The sequence below is a fragment of the Streptomyces sp. SID8374 genome (assembly GCF_009865135.1).
Lineage (GTDB): Bacteria > Actinomycetota > Actinomycetes > Streptomycetales > Streptomycetaceae > Streptomyces.
Genome location: NZ_WWGH01000002.1, coordinates 891,815 through 915,489, shown reverse-complemented (window position 1 = coordinate 915,489; position 23,675 = coordinate 891,815). Strand labels below are relative to the sequence as shown.

The window sequence follows — 23,675 nt, the reverse complement described above, 5'->3', positions numbered from 1 at the left end:
CGCAGGAGCGGCGGAAGGGCCTTCGCGGCTGGTCGTCATCCCACCCGCGAAGGCCCTCCCCCGTAGGGGGGCGCCGGGGCTACGGCGCGTCCGTGAGGATCTGCGTCGCGATATCCATGTGCAGCCGACGGGTGTGATCGACCGTCCGTACGGGGCCGGTCAGCGTGACCCGGGCCGTGAGGCGCGTGTCGGTACTCGACGCGCCCAGCCGGAGTTCGAGATCGCCCGGTTCGACGATCCGATGGCCCTCGCGGCCCGTGAAGGACGCGAGGTCCGCCGGGACCGTCATGCATACCCTGGCCACCCGTCCGGGGTCCAGGTCGAGGCGTACGTACCCGATGAGGCGCTGCACCGGCTGGACCACCGAGGCGACCGGGTCGTGCAGATACACCTGGACCACCTCCACCCCCGCCCGCGCACCGGTGTTGCGGACGGTGCAGGAGAGCGTGAAATCCCCTTCCGTAGAGGCCCGTCCGCGCTCCACGACGAGGTCGCTCCACTCGAAGGCGGTGTACGTCAGACCGTGGCCGAATCCGAAAGCCGGGGTCGGATCGACACTGGAGACATCGCTGGAGTGGCCCAGCCGCGCCGCCAGGTAGGTGGAGGGCTGGGAGCCCGGGTGGCGCGGCACGCCGACGGGCAGCCGGCCGGACGGTGCGGTGCGGCCGCTGAGCACCGAGGCGATGGCCGTCGTCCCCTCTTCCCCGGGGAAGAACGACTGCACGATCGCGGCCGCCTCGTCCACCGCACGCCCGAGGGCGTACGGCCGTCCGGCGAGCAGGGTGACGACGACGGGCGTGCCCGTGTCGAGGAGGGCGTCGAGAAGCCGCTGCTGGACCCCGGGGAGCGCCAGGCTCTCCGCGTCGCAGCCCTCCCCGCTCGTACCGCGCCCGAAGAGACCGGCCCGGTCGCCGAGTGCGACGATCACGAGGTCGGCGCCCCGGGCCAGTTCGACGGCCTCGCCGAAGCCGCCGGTGTCCGGGCCGTCGATGTCCGCACCCGGCGCGGTGACGATCTCGCTGTGGCGGAACTCCGCGGCGCATGCCTCGCGCAGGGTGGGCAGTTCGATGCCGAGGGGGGTGTCGGGGTGCTGGCCCCCGACGTGGACGGGAAAGGCGTAGCAGCCGAGGACGGCCGTCGGGGTGTCGGCGTTGGGTCCGACGAGCGCGATACGGGCCGGGGCTCCGGCGTCCGCCGCGAGGGGCAGGGTTCCGTCGTTGCGCAGGAGGACGACGGCCTGTTCGGCGACGCGGCGGGCGAGCGCGCGGTTCTCGTCGGTGTCGAGACGTACCGACCCGCGCAGCGCCTCCGAGTCCCCGCCCGCACCTGCAACTCCGGTGAGCACCGCCGGATTTGGCCTCCACTCCGCATCCAACAGCCCCAACTGGGCTTTCTGGACGAGGACTCGACGTACGGCACGATCCACCAGCGCTTCAGGGACGAGGCCTTCGGCGATCGCGTCGGCCAGCGGGCCGCCGAACGTCTTGACGGTCGGCAGCTCCACGTCCACGCCCGCACCGAGTGCCGCACCGGCCGCATCCCCGAAGGTTCCGGCCACACCGTGCAGCGTCTTCAGGAACGCGATGCCGAAATAGTCGGCGACAACGGTCCCTTCGAAGCCCCAGGTGTCGCGGAGCAGGCCGGTCAGCAGCTGTCCGTCGGCGGCGGAGGGGATGCCGTCGGTGTCGGTGTAGGCGTGCATGACCGACCGTACGCCGCTTTCGCGCACGGCCATCTCGAAGGGGGGCAGGATGATGTCGGCCCGCTCCCGCGCGCCCATGCCGACGGGGGCGAGGTTGCGGCCCGCCCGTGAGGCGGAGTACCCGGCGAAGTGCTTGAGCGTGGCGACGACTCCGGCCGACTCCAGTCCCCGTACATAGGCGGTGGCGACCGTACCCACCAGGTACGGATCCTCGCCGATGGTCTCCTCGACGCGCCCCCAGCGTGCGTCGCGTACGACGTCGAGAACGGGGGCGAGCCCCTGGTGCACGCCGACGGAGCGCATGTCGCGGCCGATCGCGGCGGCCATCTCACGGACCAGCTCCGGGTGGAAGGTGGCGCCCCAGGACAGCGGCACCGGGTAGGCGGTGGCGCCCCAGGTGGCGAAGCCCGCGAGGCACTCCTCATGGGCGAGCGCCGGGATGCCGAACCGGTTGGCTCCGGCGATCCGCTCCTGGGTGCGCGACAGCGAGAGGGCGCCCACGGCCGGGTCGACCGGGGCCGTTCCGAACGGGCGGGTCAGCTGGCCGAGGCCGTGGGGAAGAAGGTCGTCGAGGGCGACGGCCTCCTCCATGTCGTGCTGGAACGGGGCGACTTCGCCACCCTCGTCGGATGCGCCCACCCAGACGCCGACGAGCTGGGAGATCTTCTCCTGGAGGGTCATGACGGCGATCAGGGCGTCGGCCCTGGCCTCGGGGGTGAGGGCGGCATCGTGCCAGGGCCCGGTGCGGTGGTCCGTGGCGCCGGAGACCGGCGCCACGGAATCGGTGGTCCCGGCGGCAATCGGCGCACCGGCGTTGTCGATGTTGGCGGTCACTTTCCTCCGACCCCCATCAGCCCCTGTACCAGGGCACGACGAGCGAACAGGTAGACGATCAGGATGGGGAGCATGGACAGGACGACCGCGGCGAGCAGGCCCGGGGTGTCGACGCCGTGTTCCGTCTGGAATTCGTAGAGCCCCAGGGTGATGACCTTGGTCTCCGCGGACTGCGTCAGAACGAGGGGGAAGAGGAAGCCGTTCCACGCCTGGAGGGCGGAGAAGACGATGATCGTCGCGATCCCGCTCCGGGAGAGCGGCAGCACCAGCTGGAAGAAGACGCGCCGGGACGAGGCGCCGTCCATCGTCATCGCCTCGTACAGATCGGGGGTGATGTCCCGCATCACGCCGGTGAGGATCAGGGCGCAGACCGGCATGGCGAAGGCCGCCGTCGGCAGGATGACGCCGATGAGGTGGTCGTAGAGGCCGGCCTGGCTGATGACGAAGAACATCGGGACGATGACCGCCTGCGAGGGGATCGCCAGGCCCAGGAGGAACAGCCGGAAGACCGTGGTGGTGGCGCGGCCCCGGCTCCTGACGATGGTGTACGCCAGCGGCGGGACGAGGAGGACGACGATGCCCACCACGCACACGGTGACGACGACCGTGTTGAAAAAATACTGCGCGAAGCCGCTGTTGAGGTCCTTGATGTAGTTGTCGAGTGTGAAGTGCCCGGGGAAGGCCAGCGGGCCGTTCGCCGCGTGGTCGGGGCGCGACTGGAACGTGGCGATGAGCATCACGTACAGCGGCAGCCCCACCACGAGGAGCCAGACCACCGAGCCGAAACCGGCGAGGTAGTTGGGACGGCTCTTGCTCACAGTCCCTCCATGGTGCTGCGCATCTTGTCGTAGCCCGAGAGCCGCACCACGATCAGCGAGATGAGCGTGGAGACGAGGACCAGGAGGAGGGCGATGGCGGACGCCGATCCGTAGTCGAAGCTCTTGAACGCCTTCTGGTACATGTAGAACGCGCTGATGGTGGTGTCGCTCCCCGGTCCGCCCTGGGTCAGGATGAGCACGGTGTCGAAGGTCGTGAGCCCGCCGACGACCATCAGGATCATCGAGGTGATGATCGCGTTGCGCAGCTGGGGCAGCGTGATGTGGAAGAACTGGCGCACCTTGCCCGCGCCGTCGATCTGCGCCGCCTGGTAGAGGACCGGCGGCACCGCGCGCGCCGCGCCCTGGTAGATCAGCGTGTGCAGCGGGGTGAACTGCCAGGTGCTGACGAAGACCAGGACGCCGATCGCGCTCGCCTGCATCCCGAAGAGGTTGCCGTCGCCGAACAGCCAGGTGGCCTGCGCGGGGACGCCGAGGTTGGGGTCGAGGAGGGCGCGCCACAGCACGGACACGGCCGCGATGGAGAGCAGCATCGGGACGAAGTAGATGGCGGACAGGACGGCCCGGTTGCGCTGGTGCCCCGCCGCCCAGACTCCCAGCAGGATGCTCAGCGGGGTCTGGACGGCGACCCCGAGCACGGTGAGCAGGACGCTCAGCCAGAGGCTCTTGATCATGACGGGGTCGTCGAGGAGCTTCTTCCAGTTGGCGAGGCCGGCGAACTCCGGGTCGCTCAGACCGTCCCAGCTGGCGAAGGAGAGTACGGCGACCATGATCAGCGGGACGATGGCGAAGAGGCCGAAGAAGAGGGCGGCGGGGGCGGCCCAGAGGAACCCGGGGCGGCCCACTGCGACGGCGCCCGGGCCGCCCCATCTGACCGTCGCCCTGTCCTCGAAACCTTCGGAGCCCTCGGGACCCTTGGATCTCTTGGGGATTGCGGGAGTTCGATTCATGTCATGCGTTCCGGTCATGTCATGCGTTCCGGGTCCGGATGTCGGTGAGCTCACGAGGTCGGCAGCGCCTGCATGGCCTGGATGAAGGCGTCCTCGTCCATCGAGCCGTTGAAGAACTGCTGGAGGGACTGGTACATCGCGGTGGCCGCCGACCGGGGGTACGCCTGGTCCCAGGAGAGCTGGAACGCCGGGGCCTCCTTGACCATGTCGTACTGGAACTTCGCGAACTCGGGGCTGGCGGCGGTGTCCAGGAGACCTTCGGTGTTGGTGGTGGTCGGCAGGTTGCCGATGGAGAGCTGCGCCTTGACGAACTGGTCCGAGTACATGAGCTTCAGGAACTCGGCGACGGCCTGCGGGTGCTTCGTCTTCTTCAGTACGGAGTAGAAGTTGTTGGTGTTGCCGACAAGGTTCGCCCGGTCGCCCTTGCCGCCCTCGACGGAGGGGAAGGCGCTGTATCCGAGGTCGCTCCTGGCGAACTCCGGGTGCGCGTCCTGCTGGGTCGAGTACGCCCACGAGCCCATCAGCTCGAAGCCCGCTCTGCCGGTCGCCAGGAGCGTGGGGGAACCCTGGTCGGTGAACTTCACCGAGTCGTAGTTGGTGCCGAAGGCCCCGGCGTCCACCAGCTCCCTGATCTTGCCCAGCGCCTTCCGGCTGTCCGGGCTCGCCCAGGCGTCCTTGTCCCCGTCCAGTGCCTTCTGGAAGAGCTCGGGCCCGGCGATGCGGTCGTAGAGGTACTCGAACCACATCAGCGTCGGCCACCGGTCGCCGCCGCCCAGCGCGATCGGGGTGACGCCGTCGGCCTTCAGCGCCTCGACCGCCGCCAGCAGGTCGTCCCAGGTCTGCGGGGGTTCGACGCCCGCCTTCTCGAGGACCTTGCCGTTGTTGAAGAGCAGCACGGGCTGCGTGCCGCGCATGGGGATCCCGTAGGACGTGCCGTCGACCACCGCGCTGTTGAACACGGACGGCAGGAACTTCTCCTTGAGGCCGGGGTCCTCGGCGATGAAGGGGTCCAGCGGGAGGAGGAGACCGGCGTCGACGAACGGCTTGATGCTGCCGCCGCCCCAGTTGAAGAAGACGTCCGGCGCCTGCTTGCTGTTGATGATCGTCTGTAGCTTGGCCTGGTAGTCGGCGCCCGGGATCGTATCCAGGACGGCCTTCACCTCCGATGTCTTGTTGAAGGTGGCGACGAGCTCCTTCTCCACCTTGTTCGCCGCGTCCCCGTAGACCAGGACGTGGATGGTGTCGCCGTCGGCCGCGTCCGAGCCTCCTCCGCACCCGGACAGGGAGAGCACCAGGGCCAGCGCGGCACCACCGACGACAACGGTCCGCGAGAACCGTGCGCGTTGTTTCATCGACTCACCTCTCGAAACTGTTTCGGAGCAATTTCCGAAACTTCTGAGTCGGGACGCTAGGACTCGCCCCCTGAGGGGTCAACCCTCGGTCACTGCGTAATCAAAGCGTTACGTATCGGTGGGGGCCGGGCCGTGCTTTAAGCTCCTGGGCATGCGCGATGACCAGGAAATGGGCCGTATCACGCTGGCCCAGGTGGCCCAGCAGGCCGGCGTCTCGATTTCGACAGTTTCGAAGGTCCTGAACGGACGGCAGGATGTGGCGGCCCCCACGAGGGTGAAGGTGGAGCGCCTGCTGGAGGCCCACGCCTACCGGCGCACCACCCGGTCGGCGGGCGAGGCACCGCTCATCGAGATCGTGTTCCACGAGCTGGAGAGCATCTGGGCGATGGAGCTGATCCGGGGGGTGGAGAACATCGCCAAGGCCCACAACGCCGGGGTCGTCCTCACCGAAAGCGGAACCCGTCACGCGCCCGGCCCGGAGTGGATGGAGGCGATGCTCCAGCGGCGGCCGCTCGGGGTCGTCCTGGTCTTCTCCACCCTGCCCGGCGAAGTGAAACAGCAGCTCAGGGCGCGTTCGATCCCGTTCGTCATCATCGACCCGGCGGGCGACCCCGACCCCGACGTACCCTCGGTCGGCTCGGCCAACTGGAACGGCGGACTGGCCGCCACCCGCCATCTCATCGAGTGCGGGCACCGGCGCATCGGGGTCATCACCGGCCCCGAGGACATGCTCTGCTCCCGCGCCCGTCTCGACGGCTACCGTTCGGCGATGACCATGGCGGGGCTGGAAGTGGACCCCGGGCTCGTCCTGTTCGGCGACTTCCATGTGGAGGGCGGCTACGACCGCGCCACCGAGATGCTCTCCCAGCCCCAGCCGCCCACCGCGATCTTCGCGGGCAGCGACCTCCAGGCACTCGGCGTACTGGAAGCCGCCCGGGTGCAGGGCCTGCGGGTCCCACACGACCTCTCCGTGGTCGGCTACGACGACGTGTCCATCGCCCGCTGGGCGAGCCCGGCCCTGACCACGGTCCACCAGCCGCTGCGCCAGATGGCCGAGGAGGCCACGCAGATGCTGATGCGGCTACGGGCCCAGGAACCGGTCTCCACCCGGCTGGAGCTGGCGACGAGCCTGGTCGTACGCAAGAGCACGGCGCCCCCGCCCGAGAACTGAACGCCGCGTGGCCCAGGCCGAACTATGCGCCGCGTGGGGGCCGAGCCCGAAGCAGTGCACGCGCGGGCCGCACCTGAGGACAGCTGCCGCGAATCCGGTCGTTCACCGACATCACCCACAGGCGACACACCGGAGCGGCCCACCGGAACGGACGACGCAGGGGCGTCAACGCGCCATTCCCAGCCACCTGGGGTGACCGAAACGGATCAACACCTCAACAATTCCAGCCAGTTGGCCTACGCTTTGCATGCTCCCCACCCCTGAACGGGGGTTCGACGTGTCGTGAAAGGTTTCGCTTCTCGTGGCTGACAACGGTGTCTGCAGGGTCATCAGGTCGGGGCCGCTGCGGTGAGTCGACCGTTGAGGGAGCCAGGACGCGCCCCCGGTCGGAGCGCCACCGTCGCCGGATGGGTCATCACCCTGGCGGCCGCCGCCGGTGTGGGGTGGGTCGCCCTCATCGCGGACGCCGGGTGGCACCGGGTCCTCGCGGGAGCCTGTGCCGCGGCCGTCGTCCTGCTGATCGGCGGCGTACTGATCCTCACCCGGCGGCTGTCCGCCGAACGCGCGCACCGTGCCCAGGAGGCCGCGGTGGCCGCCGCCCGGGGCGCCGAGGTGGCGCATCTGGCCGCCGTACGCGTCCCGGCCATCGCCGAGCGACTGCACACCGGACAGCGGCTGGACGGCGTACCGGGGCCGATGGCGCCGCCGGAGGAGACCGGTGAGGAGTTCGCCCGGGCGCTGGACTCGGTCGTCGTCGCGCTCGGCTCGGACACCGCCGTGCACCGCGAGCGCACCCTGCGCGACTCGGTGCAGGCCGCCTTCGAATCCGTGGCCCGCACCATGCACGTGATGGCGACCGTGCAGCAGCAGGTTCTGGACGAGGTCGAACGCTCCATCGAAGACCCCCTTCTGATGGCGAACGTGATGAAGGCCGACCACGCGGCCTCGCAGATGACCCGCAAGGCGCAGACGCTTCTGGTGATGTGCGGAATCTGGCCCGCCCGCAGGGAGACCCGGCCGGTCTCGCTCTACGACTGCGTACGGGGCGCCCAGTCCCGGATCGTGGAGTTCGGGCGGATCGAGGTGCACGGCGGACAGACCCTGTACGCGGTGCCCCCGGCCGCCGAGGGGCTGATGCACTCCATCGCCGAACTGCTGGAGAACGCCACGGTGTTCTCCCCGTCCAGCTCCCCCGTGGTCGTCAGCGTGCGGGAGGTGGGCTCCGGTGCGGTCATCGAGATCGACGACGCCGGGCTCGGGATGCCGCCGGACGTCCTGCACCAGGCCCTCGGCCATCTCCGCGACGACCTGGACCTGACCCGCCTGGGTGCGGTGCCCCGGCTCGGCCTGGCGTGTGTCGGGCGCTGGAGCCGGGAGCTGGGCTTCAACGTGGAGCTGAGCGCGTCGTCCGCGTACGGCGGCACGCGGGCGGTGATGTTCGTACCGTTCCGGCTGCTGACCGACCCGCTGCCGAGGCCCGCCGCACACCGCCGCCCGGCGGTCGAACCGGCCGAGCACGTCACGCCTGCCGTCCCCCCGGCAGGCGTGCCCGACGAGGCCCCCGAGCCGGCCGGCCTGCCCCGGCGGCGCAGCCGGCGCGGTGTCACCCGGGCCGCGACCCCCGCCCGGCACTCGGCGCCCGACCCGGTGCCCGGTGGCGCGTCCGCCGAACCCTGGACGCCGGAGGCGGCGCGCGCCTCGATCGCCAGTGTGGTGTCCGGGACGCTGCGCGGCCGGGCGGCCGTCGACGCGGACGGCGACACCGGGCCCGCGCCGCCCCCGCACGGCGGACAGTCCCTGCCCAGTACCCCGCAAGAGCACGCCGGAGGCCGACCGTGACCGGAACCATCACTCGACTCCCCGACCTGGGGTGGATGCTCCGCCCCCTCACCGAGATTCCCGGCGTCCGGCACGCCGTGGTGGTGTCCGAGGACGGGTTGCGTCTCGGGCACGCCTCCGCCGAGAACCTCTCGGGTCCGGTGGCCAGCCTGAGCGTCGCCGACGCGGAGTCGCTCTCGGCGGCCTGCGCGGCGATGACCATGACGGGCCGGTCCACCAGCGCGCTGCTGTTCGGGCGGGGTGCCGGGACACGCCAGTTGATGCTGGAGACCGACCAGGGGTTCGTGCTCTTCACCCATGCCGGGGTGGGCGCGCACCTGGGGGTCGCCACCGATCTGGACGCAGACGTGGGCCTGGTGGCCCAGCAGATGCAGTTGCTGGTGGCGAAGATCGGCGCGCACCTGAGCAGCCTGCCCCGGGACGAGGCCCCCGCGACGTGATGGCGGAGCGGCCCGAGGTGCCGAGGGCATCGGCGATCCGACCGTATGTCATCACACGCGGCCGCACGGAGTCCGAGGGCGAGCCGCTGTCCTGGGAGTCCCTGGTGATGACGGCGGAGGCGGCGTTCCCCGCCACGCTCCAGCCGGAGCACCTCGCCATCCTGAAGCACTGCGAGGGGCTCATCTCGGTCGCGGAGGTGGCCGCTCACCTCGGCCAGCCGCCGTCGGTCGCGCAGGTGCTGCTCTCCGATCTGCTCCGGTGGGGGCTGATCGTGACCCGGCCGCCCATCCCGCCGGCCGAACGCGCCGATGTGACCATGCTCAGAAAGGTCCTCCATGGTCTCGAAAGCTGCCTCTGAAACCCTGGCCGAGCCCGGCCCGCCGCCCGCCGCGGCCGACGGGAAGTACCTCGACTCGAATGTGTCGGGCGCGGCGAAGATCCTGGTCGTCGGCCCGCTGGGGGTGGGCAAGACGACGCTGATCGGTACGGTGTCGGAGATCGAACCGCTCTCCACCGAGGCATCGATGACCCAGGCGGGCGTCAGGGTCGACCCGTACGCCGGGGACACCGGCAAGAGGACCACCACGGTCGCCCTCGACTTCGGCCGGCTGACCATCGACGGCGGCCTGGTGCTGTACCTGTTCGGCACGCCCGGCCAGCAGCGGTTCCTGCCGGCCTGGCAGGACCTGGCCAAGGGGGCACTCGGCGCGCTTGCGCTGGTGGACTCCCGGGACCTGGCGGCCTCCTTCGACGCGCTGGGCAATCTGGAGGATCTGGACCTTCCCTTCGCGGTCGCCGTCAACGTCTTCCCGTCCGGCCCCCGGTACGACGCCGACGACATCCGTACGGCCCTCGACCTGCTGCCCGACACCCCGCTGGTGACCTGTGACGCACGGGACCGGGCCTCATCGATCCGGGCACTGATCGCCCTGGTACGCCACCTCATCCACGTCGCCACGGAGTCCTCATGAGCACGCCGCACCCCACGGCCCGGCCGGCCGTCAGCTGCCCCGTGACCGGCGCCCCCGCCACGGCGGCCGCGCTGTACGGGCCCGGCCTCGACGGCAATACGATGCCCGCGCTGTACGAGGAACTGCGCGGCACCCACGGCCCGGTGGCGCCGGTGTCCCTCGCCCCCGGCATCGACGCCTGGCTGGTCCTGGGCCACCGCGAGCTGCTCCGGCTCACCCGGGAGGAGCAGGACTTCTCCCACGACCCGCGCCGGTGGAGCCTGCTGCGCGAAGGCCGGGTGCCGGCCGACTCGCCGATCCTGCCGATGGTCGGCTGGCGCCCGGCGCTGCTCTTCGCGGACGGGCAGCAGCACCGCAGGATGCGCGGCGCCGTCTCCCACGCGCTGGCCGGGATCAACGGGCACGAGCTGCGCCGCAGCGTACGGACCACCGCCGAGGCCCTGATCGCCGGATTCGCGGCCCACGGCGAGGCCGACCTCGTCGCCTCGTACGCGCGCATGCTGCCGATGCGCGTGATCGCCGGGCTGCTCGGGGTGGACGACCGGACCGGCCGGGAGCTGGTGGAGGCGGTGGGAGGCCTGGCGTCCGCCACCAGCGGAGCGGCGGACGCCAGCCGCAGGATGGGCGCCATCCTCCTGTCACTGATCGAGGAGAAGCGGCGGGTGAGGGGCGAGGACATCGTCTCGGCGCTGCTGCACCACCCGGCGCGGCTCACCGACGAGGAGGTGCTGCACAACCTGGTGGTCATGTTCGTCGCGGGCAACCAGACCACGGTGAACTGGATCGCCACCGCGCTGCGCATCCTCCTCTGCGACCCCGCGCTGCGCTCCTCGCTGAGCGGCGGCCACCTCAGCGTCGACGACGCACTCGACCTGGTCCTGTGGCGCTTCCCGCCCACCCAGAACTTCCCGGCCCGCTACGCCACCCGCGACATGAGGTTCGGCGGCCAGGACATCCGGGCGGGCGACATGCTGATCCTGGGCCTGGCGGCGGCCAACGCGGATCCGGAGGTCCTGCCGCCCGACGGCGCCCCCGTGGTCGGCAACCGCTCCCATCTGGCCTTCGGCGCGGGCCCGCACACCTGCCCCGCCCAGGACCCGGCCCGGCTGATCACCCGGACCGCCGTCGACACGATCCGGCACCGGCTGCCCGACCTGGAACTGGCGGTCCCGGAGGACGATTTGAAATGGGTCAACTCCCCTTGGAGCAAGGGACTGGGCACACTGCCCGTGCGCTTCACCTCGCCGCAGCTGCCGCAGGGCCCGGTGCCTTCCCCGGCAGCCCAGGCCACCAACACCACAGGGCCACACCGCAACGGGGCACAGCCGCAGGCCCGTCCGCACTGACCCGTACGAAGCCCGTCCGCCCTCGGCCTGTCTCCATCCCTCCGAAGACCTGGAGCCCTGTTGAACACGTCACCGCAGAACCCCGAGGTGAACACGTCACCGCAGAACCCGGAGGCCGACCTCCCGCACCGCCTGGACCCGGCGGGGGGCTGCCCGCACGCGGCCAACGCCCGGCTGCTCGCCCGGGGGGCGGTCACCCCAGTGGTCCTCCCCGGCGAGGTGCGGGGGATGGCCGTGCTGGGCCACGACGCGCTGAAGGAGTTCCTCGCGCACCCCGACGTGGCCAAGAACGCGCAGCACTTCACCGCGCTCCAGGCCGGGGAGATCGCCGACGGCTGGCCGCTGAAGACCTTCGCCACGGTGCAGGGGATGACGACCGCGGACGGCGACGACCACCGGCGGCTGCGGTCGCTGATGAGCAAGGCGTTCACGGCCCGCCGGGTCGAGGAACTCCGCCCGTACGTGGTGGAGCTGACATCCCGCCTGCTCAGCAACTTGGAGGCGGCGGCCACCGAGGACGGCGTCGTAGATCTGCGCACCCACTTCGCGCTGCCGCTGCCGATGGGCGTCATCTGCGAACTGCTGGGCGTGGACGAGGCCCACCACGACCGGCTGCACGACCTCTCCAACCAGATCGTGGCCACGGACATCGGCCCGGCCGAGGCGATGGCGGCCAACCGGGAGATGGTGGAGGTGCTGAGCGCGGTCGCGGCCGCCCGGACGGCCGACCCCGGGGACGACCTCACCAGCGCGATGATCGCGGCCCGCGAGGAGGACGGCGACCGGTTCAGCCCGCACGAGCTGATCGGCACGCTGATGCTGACCATCATCGCGGGACACGAGACGACGCTGAACCTGATCACGAACGCCGTACGCGCCCTGTGCACCCACCGCGACCAGCTCGACCTGGTCCTGACCGGCGGGGCGAGCTGGGCGGACGTGGTGGAGGAGACCCTGCGCTGGGACAGCCCGGTCAGCTATTTCCCCTTCCGCTACCCGACCCGCGATCTGACCCTGGACGGCACCGTGATCCCCCAGGGCACCCCGGTCCTCGCGGGCTACTCGGCAGCCGGCCGCGACCCCCAGGCCCACGGCCCGGACGCGGCCCACTTCGACATCACCCGCACCGCCACATCCCGCCACCTCTCCCTGGGACACGGCGCGCACTACTGCATGGGCGCCCCCCTGGCCCGCCTGGAGAGCACCACGGCCCTGGAACAGCTCTTCACCCGCTTCCCCTCCTTGGACCTCGCGGCCCCGGACCAGGAACTGCCGCGCCACGCCTCGTTCGTGGGAAACAGCGTGCGGAGGCTGCCGGTGCGGCTGAAGGGGTGAGGGGGCGCCGCTGCCGGTGAGGCACAGGCCGCGTCGTCGGCACCCGGAGCGCCCGGGCCGATGGTGCGCAGCCGCGTAGCGATCCGGTCGTCCTCCGCCGGGTGGGACTTCTTCGTGTGGTCGAAGATGGTCGGAGATGTGGGCGTATGCCTGAAGGAGGGTCTTGACCTGTCTCTCCCAGGTCCTGTTCACCTCGTTCAAGGCCGCGCCCGAGTCTCCTCCGACTCGCGCCGGCCCCGGACCCGGTCAGGTGAGGGTGAGGCCACCGTCGACGGGGACGATCGCGCCGGTCATGTACGAGCCGCCGCCCGGCTCGGCGAGCGTCGTGATCCACCACGCCACCTCCTCGGGCGTGGCCACCCGTCCGAACGGGATGCGCTGCGAGATCTGCTCCAGGAAGCCCTGGTACTGCGCGTCGGACATGCCGACGCGCAGCCCGATGCCGGTGTCGGTGACGCCCGGCGCCACCGACACCACGCGGATGCCGCGCGGCGCCAGTTCTACCGCCCACGCGCGCGTGAACTGGTTCAGGCCCGCCTTCGCCGCCATGTAGACCGCGTTGTCGGGGAAGCCCTGGGTGGTGAGCGAGGCCGCCGTGCTGACGTTGACGATGGTGCCGCCCGTCTCCTCCAGCGCGTCGAGCGCCGCCTGCGCCAGGAACGCGGGCGCCACCAGGTCCGTGGTGAACTGCCGCTCCACGGCCGTCCGGTCGAGCTTCGCCAGCGGCGCGAAGGTGCCGGTCGCGGCGTTGTTCACGAGGACATCCAGGCGGCCGAAGGCACCCAGCGCCGCCTCCACCACCCGCTCGCCGGCGCCGGGGCCGGTCACGTCCGCCACCAGGGACCGGATGTTCTCGTGCCCGGCGGCGGTCTCCTCCAGCGTGGCCTCGGTACGGCCCACCACGAGGACCCGGTCGCCGCGCTCCGCGAACCGGAGGGCCGCCGCGCGGCCGATCCCGCTCCCACCACCCGTAATGATCACTGCCCGTGTCGTCATGGCCTCGACCGTACGGAACCGGGCTCGAGACGGGGTCGACCCTCAGCCGCGTGGCCGGTCGTCGCGGGTGATGACCCGCCCCGCCACGAGCAGCGTCCCGTCCCTGTGCACCAGCCGGTCCCGCATCACGCAGGACAGCTCGATCCGGGGTGCCCCGCCGCGCGGGGTGGCGAGGATCTCGACGTGCGACACCGCCTCGGCCCCGTCGGCGGCCGGCCGGACCACCGTCATGGTCACCCAGTGCCGGTGGACCTCGCCGGCGGCCGCCCGGCCCGCCCCCGCGGCGCGGGCGCCCGCCTCGATGCCGTCCCGGCCGCGCACCGGTTCCGTCATGGACGGGGCCGCGAAGGTCGCGTCGTCGGTGAAGGTGCGCGCCCAGGCCGCGGCGGCGCCGCCGTCGAGCAGCTGCATGTGCGCGGCGTAGAACCGTTCGACCGCGACGGCGTCGATGCCCGCGTCGGCATCCGCGGAGTTGTCCGCGGCGAAGCCGTCGCCGTGTGTGCGGGGTGTGGTGGTCACGGTGCCTCCCGGTCGGAGTGGTCGTCGGGGGACCGAGTCTGGCCGACGGAGGGCCGGCCGCCGTCGAGACCGGCTCGACTCCGGATGTCCGGCCCGCCGGAGTCGAGCGGTCTTCCAATGCCTCTTGAGCGGGGGCCGCGAGGCTGGGCGCCGTCGCTCAGGAGGTGACCGTGCGCATCATTGACCTGTCCTCGCCGGTGGACGCCGACTCGTTCGAACCGGACCCTGTGGTCCACGAGGTGATGACCCCGCGCGAGGGCGCGCTGCACATGCGCGACGAGATGCGGGCCCACTTCGGCCTGGAGTTCGACCCGGACGACCTGCCGGACGGCGAGTTCCTCTCACTGGACCGTCTGAGCCTGACCACCCACACCGGCACCCACGTCGACGCGCCCTCGCACTACGGCTCGCGGACCACGTACGGCACCGGCGTGCCCCGGCACATCGACGCGATGCCGCTGGAGTGGTTCCTCGGCCCCGGGGTCGTCCTCGACGTGCGGGGCCGCGAGGCCGGTGTCGTCGACGCGGCGGACCTGCGCAAGGAGCTCGACCGGATCGGGCACGTCCTCGCCCCGGGCGACATCGTGCTGCTGCACACCGGCGCGGACGCCTGGGCGGGGACGCAGCGGTACTTCACCGACTTCGTGGGCCTCGACGCGGGCGCGATCGCCTTTCTGCTCGACGCGGGGGTGAAGGTGGTCGGCACCGACGCGTTCAGCCTGGACGCGCCGTTCGGCACCATCATCGACGCCTACCGGCGCACCGGCGACAAGGACGTGCTGTGGCCCGCCCATGTCGCCGGCCGGCACCGGGAGTACTGCCAGGTCGAGCGGCTGGCCGGGCTCGACCTGCTGCCCGCCCCGACCGGCTTCCGGATCTCCTGCCTCCCGGTGAAGATCGCGGGCGCGGGCGCCGGCTGGGCCCGGGCCGTCGCCCTCGTCGACGACACCCGCTGACCCGCCCGGGCCCCTCCGCACCCCTCCGCACCCCCCGCTCCAGCGGCATGCCCACCGGCGCCGTGCACCGCAGTCGACCCGAGGAGAATCGCATGTACAGCACGGACCTGGCCGAGGTCTACGAGATGGTCTACCGCAGCCGCGGCAAGGACTGGGCCGCTGAGGCCGAGGCCGTCACGAAGCTGGCCCGCGGCCAAGCCCCGGACGCCGACTCCCTGCTAGACGTGGCCTGCGGCACCGCGGCCCACCTGGGCCCCTTCAGCACGCTCTTCACGACCGCGGAGGGGCTGGAGATCGCCGCCCCGATGCGAGACCTCGCGCTGCGCCGCAGGCCCGGACTGACCATCCACGAGGGGGACATGCGCGATTTCGACCTGGGACGCACGTACTCGGTCGTGACCTGCATGTTCTGCGCGATCGGCTACCTCGGCAGCGTCGAGGAGATGCGTGCGGCGATCGCGTCGATGGGCCGCCACCTCGGACCGGGCGGTGTGCTCGTCGTCGAACCCTGGTGGTTCCCCGAGCAGTTCTCCGAGGGCTTCGTCGCCGGGGACCTGGCGCGCGAGGGCGACCGGACCGTGGCGCGGGTCTCCCACTCCACGCTCCAGGGGCGGGCGACCCGGATGGAGGTGCGGTTCCTCGTCGGCGAGCCCGACGGCATCCGCACCTTCACCGAGATCGACGTCCTGACCCTCTTCACGCGCGAGGAGTACGAGTCGGCCTTCCGGGACGCCGGCTGCTCCGTCGAGTACCGGCCGGGCGACCCGACCGGCCGCGGCCTGTTCATCGGCGTCAAGGAGGGCGGGCGATGACCACGTACGTCTGGGACTACCTGCGGGAGTACACGGCGGAGCGCGAGGAGATCCTCGACGCCGTCGACACCGTCTTCACATCCGGGCGGCTCGTCCTCGGCGCCTCCGTCGACGGCTTCGAGCGGGAGTTCGCGGCCCACCACGGCGTGGAGCACTGCGTGGGCGTGGACAATGGCACCAACGCCCTCGTCCTCGGTCTCCAGGCCCTCGGCGTGAAGCCCGGTGACGAGGTCGTCACCGTCGCCAACACTGCGGCCCCGACCGTGCTCGCGATCGACGCGGTCGGCGCCACCCCGGTCTTCGTGGACGTGCGCGAGGAGGACTACCTCATGCGCACCGACCAGCTCGCCGACGCGATCACGGAGAGGACCGCCGCGATCGTCCCCGTCCACCTCTACGGGCAGTGCGTCGACATGACGCCGGTCACCGAACTCGCCGCCCGCCACGGCCTCAAGGTCCTGGAGGACTGCGCGCAGGCCCACGGCGCCCGGCACCACGGCCGGCTCGCCGGCACCATGGGCGACGCCGCCGCCTTCTCCTTCTATCCGACGAAGGTGCTCGGCGCCTACGGCGACGCGGGCGCCGTCCTGACCCGCGACGCGGACGTGGCGGCGGCGCTGCGCCGGCTGCGCTACTACGGCATGGAGGAGCGGTACTACGTTGTCGGCACCCCGGGACACAACAGCAGGCTCGACGAGGTCCAGGCGGAGATCCTCCGCCGCAAGCTCCATCGCCTCGACGCCTACGTCGAGGGCCGGCGCGCCGTGGCGCGCCGCTACGAGGAGGGGCTGGCCGGCACCGGTCTGGTCCTCCCCTCGAACGCGGTGGGAAACGATCACGTCCACTATGTCCACGTGGTCCGCCACCCCGAGCGGGACCGGATCATCGAGCGCCTCAAGGACTACGACATCGAGCTGAACATCAGCTACCCGTGGCCGGTGCACCGGATGACGGGCTTCGCCCACCTCGGCTACGCGGAGGGCAGTCTGCCGGTGACCGAGCGGCTGGCGGAGGAGATCTTCTCGCTCCCGATGTACCCGTCGCTGCCGCTCCACACCCAGGAGAAGGTCATCGGGGCGATCCGCGAGGTCGTCGCCGGACTCTGACGCGGCGCCCCGGCCGGTGTCCCCGGCCCGGGCCCGGTACGTGCGTGTCCCGGTGGGCGGGGAGCCCACCGGGACACGCGCGCGTGCGGCCGCCGGGCTCAGCCGGCGTGGTAGAGGCTGTGCAGGCAGGCGATCAGGCTTCGGGCCTGCACGTTGACGTAGTGGCTGTGCCGCAGCAGGTCCGACAGCTGGTGCAGGGTGACCCAGCGGTGGTCGGGCGAGGCGGTGTCCAGGCCGTCCGGGGCCTCGACGACCAGGTACCGGTTGAGCGCCCGATGGAAGCGGCCGCCCTCCTCCGAGAGGACCGTGTCGTACCGCACCGCCCCAGGGTCGGCGCCCAGCACGGTGTCGAGGAAGCGCGGCAGGGAGCCCTCCGGGAGGCCGGTGTAGCTCTCCGGCACGCACTGCACGGTCGGTCCCAGCTCCACCACGTCGGTGAACCCGGGCTCCACGCGCGCGTGGACCAGGACGTGCAGCACCCCGTCGATCCGCTTCACCAGGAACGCGATCACGCCCCGGCCCACCGGTTCGATCATCGGCTGGTTCCACTGCCGCACCTCGCGCCCGCCGGCCTCCACCCGCACCCCGATGACGTCGAAGAAGGCGCCGCCGTCGTGGCGTATCCGGTCCTTGTCGCGGGTCCAGCCGGTGAGGTCGTCCAGCGGGATCCGGCGGACGGTCAGATCGCCGCCGGCCCGCCGGTCGGTGATCCAGCCGAGGATCTCCTCCATGGGGTGGAGGCTGCCCGCGGCCGGGTCCCCGGAGCGCCGCAGGGCCCGCCGGAAGGGGTCGGGCTCGTCGTCCGCTCCCGCGTCGGGCCCGGTGAAGGGCAGGCAGGACAGCACGGTCCGGCTGTCCATGTTGATGGTGTCCTCACGCCCCAGCAGTTCGTGGATCTGGCCGATCGTCAGCCAGCGATAGCCCTCGCGGGCCGGGACCGGCTCCGGCAGCTCGACCACCATGTTGCGGTTGCGCTTGCGGTAGAACCACGAGCCCTGTTCGGACTGGCGCACGTCGGCGAGCACGCCGGGCCGCCGGTGCGCGTCGAGGAAGTGCTCCACGTACGGCACGGCCAGCCCCTGGTGCACCCGCGTGTAGTTGCTGCGGGTGGCCTGCACGGTCGGGGAGACCTGGAGCCCGTTGGCGTTGCCGGGTTCGACCTTGGCCTGCACGAGGGCGTGCAGCACCCCGTCGATCCGGCTGACCAGCAGGCCGAGGATGCCGATCTCGGGCTGGAGGATGATCGGCTGTGTCCACCGGGGCACCGCCGCGCCCGGGTGCTCCACCGCCAGTCCGTGCACGGTGAAGAAGCGGCCCGTGTGGTGCCCGAGGTCGCCGGTGGCCGGGTCGGTGACCCAGCCGTCCAGCTGGTCGAGTCCGACCCGCTCGATCCGGGTGTACGCCCTGCGGGCGTGGCCGGCGAACCAGTCGGGGAAGTCCGCCAGGTCGCCGAGCGGCCCGGCGCCGCGGACCCGCGCGGAGGCGTCGATCCGCCGCGCGGCCTCCGCCCGCGACGCCCGCGTACCGGCACGCGGGACGGGAAGGGGGGCGTTCATCGGAGCCTCCTCGGGCGTGTCCGTCCGGTCTCTGCGCGTGCGTGCGTCCGGTTCATCCGGTCCCTCCCGGCGGCTCGGCGTCCCTCGCCGCGTCCCACATCGCGCGCAACGACGCGTCGAGGGGGATTTGCGGTCGCCAGCCGAGCAGGCGGGCGGCCAGGCCGATGTCGGCGCAGGTCCAGCTGCCGCCCTTGCTGGCGACGGCCGCCGGGCGCAGCCGCACGGCGTCGGGGTCGACGCCCGACACCTTGACGAGGACGTCGACGAGGTCGGTCATGGGCACCGCCTCCCCGCGCCCGATGTTGACCACCCGGCTCCGGCCGGGCGCGGCCACCGCGGCGACCGCCGCCCTGGCCAGGTCCCGCACGTCGACGAAGTCGCGGCGGGCTTCGGCCACGTCGAGGGTGAGCGTCCCGCCGGGGGCGAGAGCGCGCAGCCGCTCCGCGACGACGCCGAGGAAGCTCGCGGTGGTGGTGTGCGGCCCGCAGACGTTGACCGCCCGCAGGACGAGCGCGTCGATCCGGCCGGCGTGCGACTCGGCGAGCAGGTGCTCGGACCCGGCGCGCTTGGTGACGCCGTACGGGGTCAGCAGTCCGGGGGCGCGGTCCTCCGCGATGAGGACGCCGTCCTCGACGGGTCCGTACTCGTGGATCGAGCCGATCTGGACGACGCGCAGCAGCCGTCCGGTCGCCACGCAGCCGGCGGCGAGCCGTTCCGGCAGGTCGACGTGGGCGCTGCGCATCTGTTCGGCGGTGGTGCCCCAGCCGCCGGTGGCGTTGACGACGGCCGTCGCCCCGTGCTTGTCGAGGAGTGCGGCGAGCCTGCCGGGCGCGGCGGTGGCGACATCGAGGGGGACGAAGGGGTGGGCGCGCACGTGCGGGGTGGCGCGGCGGGCGACGGCGAGCACCCGGTGCCCGGTCCGCAGGAGTTCGGCGCACACGGTGCGCCCGACGGATCCGGTGGCACCGAGCACCACGACCGTGCCGACGGGCCCGCCCCTCGGGTCGGCTTCCACCGGGGCGCTCAGCGCGGGCCGCCGGGGCCGGAGGACCAGAGCAGGTCCTCGACCGCGCGGGAAGCGGCGTAGTCGGGGAGGAGGCCCTTGTCGCGGGCCTGGGCGAAGGAGAGGGCCTCCCGGTCGCGGTCCGACTGCACGACGTCGAGTCCGGAGGGGAGGGTGATGCCCAGGTCCTCGTCGAAGATGTCGAGGGCGAGCTCGTGCTCGGCGACGTAGGCGCTGGTGAGCATGTACGACATCACCGTCCCGTCCTCCAGCGCGACGAAGGCGTGGCCGACGCCGACCGGGAAATACGAGGCGCGGAAGTGGCGCTGGTCCATCTCGACCGCGTCCCAGCGGCCGAAGGTGGGCGAGCCGACCCGCAGGTCGACCACGATGTCGACGGCCCGGCCGCTCGCGCAGTACACGTACTTGGCGGTGCCGGGCGGGGTCACCGTGAAGTGGATGCCGCGGATGGTGCCGCGGCGGGAGACGCTGTGGTTCGTCTGGGCGACCGGGAAGCCGGGCCGCCCCAGTGCCTCGGCGAACGCCTCCTGCTGGAAGGGGGAGACGAAGAGGCCGCGCTGATCGGCGAATTGGCGGGGGGTGAACTCGTACGCCCCCTCGACCTCGAGACTTCGGACCTGCATCGTTCGGTTCACCGTCCGGGGGGTTGTCGGATACGTCCTGGGCTGCGGGGTCGCCGCGGGGTGTGCGGCCGGGCCGGTCACCGGCGGCGGTGTTCGACGGCGAGGCGCTCCAGCGTGGGAACGACCTGGGCCGGTGCCGGGGCGGCGAGCGCCTCGCGCCGGAGCGCCATGGCGTTGCGCTTGAACTCCGGCTCCTCCAGGAGCCGGACAAGCAGCTCGCGCAGCCCTTTGGCGCTGAGCTTGCCCGGCACGTAGAGGCCGGTGCCGTGGGCGTCGAGGTGGCGGGCCTTGTTGATGGTGTCCCAGACGCCGTCGACGACGATGAGCTGCGGGACGCCGTGGATCATCGCGGTGCCGAAGCTGCCGGCGCCACCGTGGTGGATGACCGCGTCGCAGCTCGGCAGGAGGGCGTCGAGCGGCACGAAGTCGACGGCCCGGACGTTGTCGGGGACGGTGTCGAGGTCCTTGAGCTGGTTCTCGTTGAGGGTGGCGACGACCTCGACGTCGTCGAGCCCGGCAACCGCCTCCAGCAGGTCGCCGATGGAGGCCCGGTCGGCGCCGAGGACCTCGCGGTGGGCGACGCCGAGGGTGAGGCAGACCCGGCGGCCGCGCTTCGGCGGTTCCTGGAGCCACTGCGGCACCGTCGACTGGCCGTTGTACGGCACGTACCGCATCGGCACGTAGTCCAGGTCGACGAGAAGGCGCATCGACTGGGGCATAGGGCAGACGGTGAAGTCGCCGGTGACCGCGGCCTCCTCGAAGGAGGCACCGTGCCGCTCCAGGCTCCAGGTGAGCCATTCGCGGAGCGGGTCGTCCCGCTGCTCCGGCGGGCGGGAGGCGAGCTGTTCCAGGAAGGTCTGGCGCATGTTGCCGGCCAGGTCCATGCCGAAGAGGACCCGGCCGTGGGCGGTGCCGGTGGCGATGGCGGCGATGGCGCCCGCGAAGGTCATGGTGTCCCAGAGGACGAGGTCGGGCTTCCAGGAGCGGCAGTGCTCGACCAGCTCGTCGACCATCCGGTCGGAGCAGCAGTTCTGGAAGACCACGGAGGTCATGGCGGTGAAGACGCCGAGCGTGTAGTCCCAGGTGAGGCGTTCCGGGCGGGTCTCGCTCATATCGAGTCCGACCTGCGCCTGGCTCTCCAGCTGGTCGACGTCCTGCCCGATGTTCTCCTGGGTCTCCTGCATCTGCTCGTCGAGGTGGAGCTCCTCGCCGACGCCGACGGCGGTCAGCCCGGTCTTGGTGATCTCCTCGGCGAGATCGGGATGGCTCGCGATCCGGATGTCGTGTCCCGCGGCCCGCAGGGCCCAGGCCAGCGACACCTGCGCGTGCATGTGCGACTTGGCGGCGAAGGTGGTGAAGAGTACCCGCATCCCTACCCCTGTTCCGGCGATGAGCTGTCTGTGTCCAACGTCCGCACCACCCTCGGGCCGCTTCCTCGTACGGCGGTCGAGAGTCGTTGCAGGGGCACTCGACCGGGGGCTCGCGCAGCGCTTCTCCCCTCCCGCCGCCCGGAGAACAGCAGGTCATGTACTACCGTGGATTCCGGTCGGCGAGCTCCGGCCACAAGCGGAGTGCCGGTTCCGGTCCCGCGCCGGAATCACGTCGGACATGCAGCAGGGAGACCATGTCAGCCACACGATTGCTGGTACTTGGGGTCGTACAGATGCACGGCAAGGCACACGGCTATCTGGTCCGTTCCGAGCTGCTCTCCTGGGGTGCGGACGAGTGGGCCCACATCAAGTTCGGCTCGATCTACCACGCGCTGCGTCAGCTGGCCAAGGAAGGGCTGCTGACCTCCACCGACATCGCCGATTGGCCGGGCCGGGTGGACTACGAGATGGCGCCGCCGGGCGAGGAGGAGTTCCTCCGTCTGCTCCGTGAAGCCCTGCGGCAGGGCGACAACCGCCCGGGCATGCTGGGGGCGGCGATCGTCCTGCTGCCGTCGCTGCGCCGCGAGGAGGCGATCGGCCTGCTGAAGGAGCGGATCGCGTCGCTCTCGGCCGTGCAGGGCGGGGCGGCCGAACGGGTCGACGAGACGGCGAGCGAGCAGCCGGACCGCGCCCATGTGCGGGAGCTGCTCGGGCTCTGGGAGCACAGCGCCGCGAGCCAGGCCGCGTGGGCCCAAGGCCTGATCGACCGTCTGGAAGCGGGCGCGTACGTGATGTACGGGGAGAATCCGGCCTCCTGATGCACCGCGGGCGACCCCGCCGGTGGAGTGACCGGACATCAGGTGGTACTCAAGTTTGTGCACCCATGGTGCCGGACCCAGGAGGACATCACCGTGCCGATCATGCTGAGCCCGCAGGACGTGGACGACGTCTTCGACGACGAGAGCTTCCTCGAGGAACGCTTCGCCGACGTCCAGCGGCTGCTCCTGGGATCCCGCCACGAGCCCGGCGCCGAGACCCTCGTCGACGTCCCCTCCAGTCGGTTACGGCTCACCGTCCGACCGGACTCCCCCGGACCCCTCGGCCGTTGCTCCACCGTCCGGATCGATCCCTCGTCGCCCGCGCCGGCGGCCCCCGCCGACGGCCGAGTCGAACTCGTCCTCGGCGACGACTGCTCGCTCCTCGGACTCGCCGACGCCGGGGCCCTCGACGACTGGCGCGCCGCCGTCCCCTCCGGCCTCGCCGCCCGCTACCTCGCGCCGCCCGGCCCGCGCGCCCTCGGCCTCTTCGGCGTCGGCGAGCAGGCGTGGGCCTGTCTCCTCGTCCTGCGCCGCGCCCTCCCCTCGCTCGCCGTCGTCCGCGTCGTCGGCCGCGACCGGGCCTGCGCCAGGGACTTCGCCCTCGCCGCCGCCCGGCACACCGGCCTCACCGTCGTCGCCACCGACGACCCCCACGCCGGGGCCCGGCAGTCCGATGTCGTCGTGGCCACCGGCGGACACCCGCCGGTCCGCGCCGATTGGCTCACCGCCGGCGCCCTCCTCATCGACCAGACCCGGACCACCCGCACGGCCCGCCCGCCCCGGACCACCCGCCCAGCCGTCCGCAGCGTCCGCCTCGCCCCCGCCAACCGGACGGCCGCCCCCGCGGCCACCGGCGGGCCCGGCTGCCTCGCCCTCGGCGAGGTCGTCGCCGGCCGCGCCCTGCCCCGCCGCCTCGGCGCCGACATCGTCCACTACCGCTCCGACGACCTGGTGGGCTGGAACGGCATGGCCGCCGCCGCCGGGCTGCACCAGGCATGGCGCCGAGACCTCGGCACCGCCCTCCCCGCGGGCCGTGCCGGCCGCTGACGCAAGGGCGTCATCCAGCCGTCTTCTAGGCCTCCGCTAGGGCCCCGCGAGCCACGTCGCCGAGGGTGGCA

At 71.9% G+C, this 23,675-nt stretch carries 22 protein-coding genes; 12 read left to right on the top strand and 10 right to left on the bottom strand.

Annotated features, from left to right (window positions below; genetic code table 11):
• Positions 1–79: 79 nt before the first annotated feature.
• Genes GTY67_RS27725 through GTY67_RS27710 form a run of 4 tightly spaced genes read right to left on the bottom strand, consistent with a single transcriptional unit; the run spans position 80 to position 5,674 of the window.
• Positions 80–2,536, bottom strand: a complete 2,457-nt coding sequence (locus tag GTY67_RS27725) for a glycoside hydrolase family 3 N-terminal domain-containing protein (RefSeq protein ID WP_343238774.1) — start codon at positions 2,534–2,536, stop codon at positions 80–82.
• Complete coding sequence (locus tag GTY67_RS27720) at positions 2,533–3,354, bottom strand: carbohydrate ABC transporter permease (RefSeq protein WP_161280662.1); 822 nt, start codon at positions 3,352–3,354, stop codon at positions 2,533–2,535. The genes GTY67_RS27725 and GTY67_RS27720 overlap by 4 nt, the downstream gene beginning before the upstream one ends.
• Positions 3,351–4,322, bottom strand: a complete 972-nt coding sequence (locus GTY67_RS27715; protein ID WP_161281617.1) for a sugar ABC transporter permease — start codon at positions 4,320–4,322, stop codon at positions 3,351–3,353. The genes GTY67_RS27720 and GTY67_RS27715 overlap by 4 nt, the downstream gene beginning before the upstream one ends.
• Positions 4,323–4,372: 50 nt before the next feature.
• Positions 4,373–5,674 (bottom strand): extracellular solute-binding protein, encoded by a 1,302-nt coding sequence (locus GTY67_RS27710; RefSeq protein ID WP_093692247.1) that lies wholly within the window; start codon positions 5,672–5,674, stop codon positions 4,373–4,375.
• A gap of 151 nt (positions 5,675–5,825) precedes the next feature.
• On the opposite strand from GTY67_RS27710, the gene GTY67_RS27705 reads away from it, so the two are divergent.
• The 7 genes from GTY67_RS27705 to GTY67_RS27675 all read left to right on the top strand — a co-directional run bounded on the left by GTY67_RS27705 (position 5,826) and on the right by GTY67_RS27675 (position 12,777).
• The gene (locus GTY67_RS27705; RefSeq protein WP_093692249.1) at positions 5,826–6,845 is read left to right on the top strand and encodes a LacI family DNA-binding transcriptional regulator; all 1,020 of its coding nucleotides are present in this window, start codon (positions 5,826–5,828) and stop codon (positions 6,843–6,845) included.
• Positions 6,846–7,193: 348 nt separating this feature from the next.
• On the top strand, positions 7,194–8,684 hold the full coding sequence (locus tag GTY67_RS27700; protein WP_161280661.1) for an ATP-binding protein: 1,491 nt from the start codon (positions 7,194–7,196) through the stop codon (positions 8,682–8,684).
• On the top strand, positions 8,681–9,124 hold the full coding sequence (locus GTY67_RS27695) for a roadblock/LC7 domain-containing protein (RefSeq protein ID WP_161280660.1): 444 nt from the start codon (positions 8,681–8,683) through the stop codon (positions 9,122–9,124). Before GTY67_RS27700 ends, GTY67_RS27695 begins: the two co-directional genes overlap by 4 nt.
• Complete coding sequence (locus GTY67_RS27690; protein WP_026242260.1) at positions 9,124–9,483, top strand: DUF742 domain-containing protein; 360 nt, start codon at positions 9,124–9,126, stop codon at positions 9,481–9,483. Before GTY67_RS27695 ends, GTY67_RS27690 begins: the two co-directional genes overlap by 1 nt.
• A 61-nt stretch (positions 9,484–9,544) precedes the next feature.
• Positions 9,545–10,096 carry an ATP/GTP-binding protein gene (locus GTY67_RS27685; protein WP_161281616.1) on the top strand — a complete coding sequence of 184 codons (552 nt, stop codon included), beginning with the start codon at positions 9,545–9,547 and terminating at the stop codon, positions 10,094–10,096.
• Complete coding sequence (locus tag GTY67_RS27680; protein WP_161280659.1) at positions 10,093–11,442, top strand: cytochrome P450; 1,350 nt, start codon at positions 10,093–10,095, stop codon at positions 11,440–11,442. Before GTY67_RS27685 ends, GTY67_RS27680 begins: the two co-directional genes overlap by 4 nt.
• A 132-nt stretch (positions 11,443–11,574) precedes the next feature.
• Complete coding sequence (locus tag GTY67_RS27675) at positions 11,575–12,777, top strand: cytochrome P450 (protein ID WP_161281615.1); 1,203 nt, start codon at positions 11,575–11,577, stop codon at positions 12,775–12,777.
• Between the two features lie 246 nt (positions 12,778–13,023).
• Here the strand turns inward: GTY67_RS27675 and GTY67_RS27670 are convergent, their stop codons facing one another.
• Both GTY67_RS27670 and GTY67_RS27665 read right to left on the bottom strand, forming a co-directional pair.
• Positions 13,024–13,758: an SDR family oxidoreductase gene (locus tag GTY67_RS27670; RefSeq protein WP_161281613.1), complete on the bottom strand. Its 735-nt coding sequence runs from the start codon at positions 13,756–13,758 to the stop codon at positions 13,024–13,026.
• 57 nt (positions 13,759–13,815) lie between these two features.
• Positions 13,816–14,292, bottom strand: a complete 477-nt coding sequence (locus GTY67_RS27665) for a nuclear transport factor 2 family protein (RefSeq protein WP_343238773.1) — start codon at positions 14,290–14,292, stop codon at positions 13,816–13,818.
• A gap of 170 nt (positions 14,293–14,462) precedes the next feature.
• Here GTY67_RS27665 and GTY67_RS27660 point away from each other — a divergent pair, with 170 nt between their 5' ends.
• From GTY67_RS27660 to GTY67_RS27650, 3 genes are all read left to right on the top strand, one after another.
• Positions 14,463–15,248 (top strand): cyclase family protein, encoded by a 786-nt coding sequence (locus GTY67_RS27660; RefSeq protein WP_161280658.1) that lies wholly within the window; start codon positions 14,463–14,465, stop codon positions 15,246–15,248.
• Positions 15,249–15,340: 92 nt separating this feature from the next.
• Entirely contained in the window at positions 15,341–16,060 is a 720-nt protein-coding gene (locus GTY67_RS27655; protein WP_161280657.1) for a class I SAM-dependent methyltransferase, read from the top strand.
• Positions 16,057–17,166: a DegT/DnrJ/EryC1/StrS family aminotransferase gene (locus tag GTY67_RS27650; RefSeq protein ID WP_161280656.1), complete on the top strand. Its 1,110-nt coding sequence runs from the start codon at positions 16,057–16,059 to the stop codon at positions 17,164–17,166. Before GTY67_RS27655 ends, GTY67_RS27650 begins: the two co-directional genes overlap by 4 nt.
• A 98-nt stretch (positions 17,167–17,264) precedes the next feature.
• On the opposite strand, the gene GTY67_RS27645 is transcribed toward GTY67_RS27650, so the two are convergent.
• From GTY67_RS27645 to GTY67_RS27630, 4 genes are all read right to left on the bottom strand, one after another.
• A complete protein-coding gene (locus GTY67_RS27645; protein ID WP_161280655.1) occupies positions 17,265–18,722 on the bottom strand; it encodes an NDP-hexose 2,3-dehydratase family protein in 1,458 nt (485 codons plus the stop codon).
• A gap of 52 nt (positions 18,723–18,774) precedes the next feature.
• Positions 18,775–19,737: an NAD(P)-dependent oxidoreductase gene (locus tag GTY67_RS27640; RefSeq protein ID WP_343238772.1), complete on the bottom strand. Its 963-nt coding sequence runs from the start codon at positions 19,735–19,737 to the stop codon at positions 18,775–18,777.
• An 8-nt stretch (positions 19,738–19,745) separates the two neighbouring features.
• Positions 19,746–20,369, bottom strand: coding sequence for a dTDP-4-dehydrorhamnose 3,5-epimerase (rfbC, locus tag GTY67_RS27635; protein WP_161280654.1), 624 nt, complete (start codon positions 20,367–20,369; stop codon positions 19,746–19,748).
• Positions 20,370–20,446: 77 nt separating this feature from the next.
• A complete protein-coding gene (locus tag GTY67_RS27630; RefSeq protein WP_161280653.1) occupies positions 20,447–21,739 on the bottom strand; it encodes an activator-dependent family glycosyltransferase in 1,293 nt (430 codons plus the stop codon).
• 254 nt (positions 21,740–21,993) lie between these two features.
• Here GTY67_RS27630 and GTY67_RS27625 point away from each other — a divergent pair, with 254 nt between their 5' ends.
• A complete protein-coding gene (locus GTY67_RS27625; protein WP_161280652.1) occupies positions 21,994–22,557 on the top strand; it encodes a PadR family transcriptional regulator in 564 nt (187 codons plus the stop codon).
• A gap of 102 nt (positions 22,558–22,659) precedes the next feature.
• Entirely contained in the window at positions 22,660–23,604 is a 945-nt protein-coding gene (locus tag GTY67_RS27620) for a hypothetical protein (RefSeq protein WP_202462366.1), read from the top strand.
• Positions 23,605–23,675: the final 71 nt, after the last annotated feature.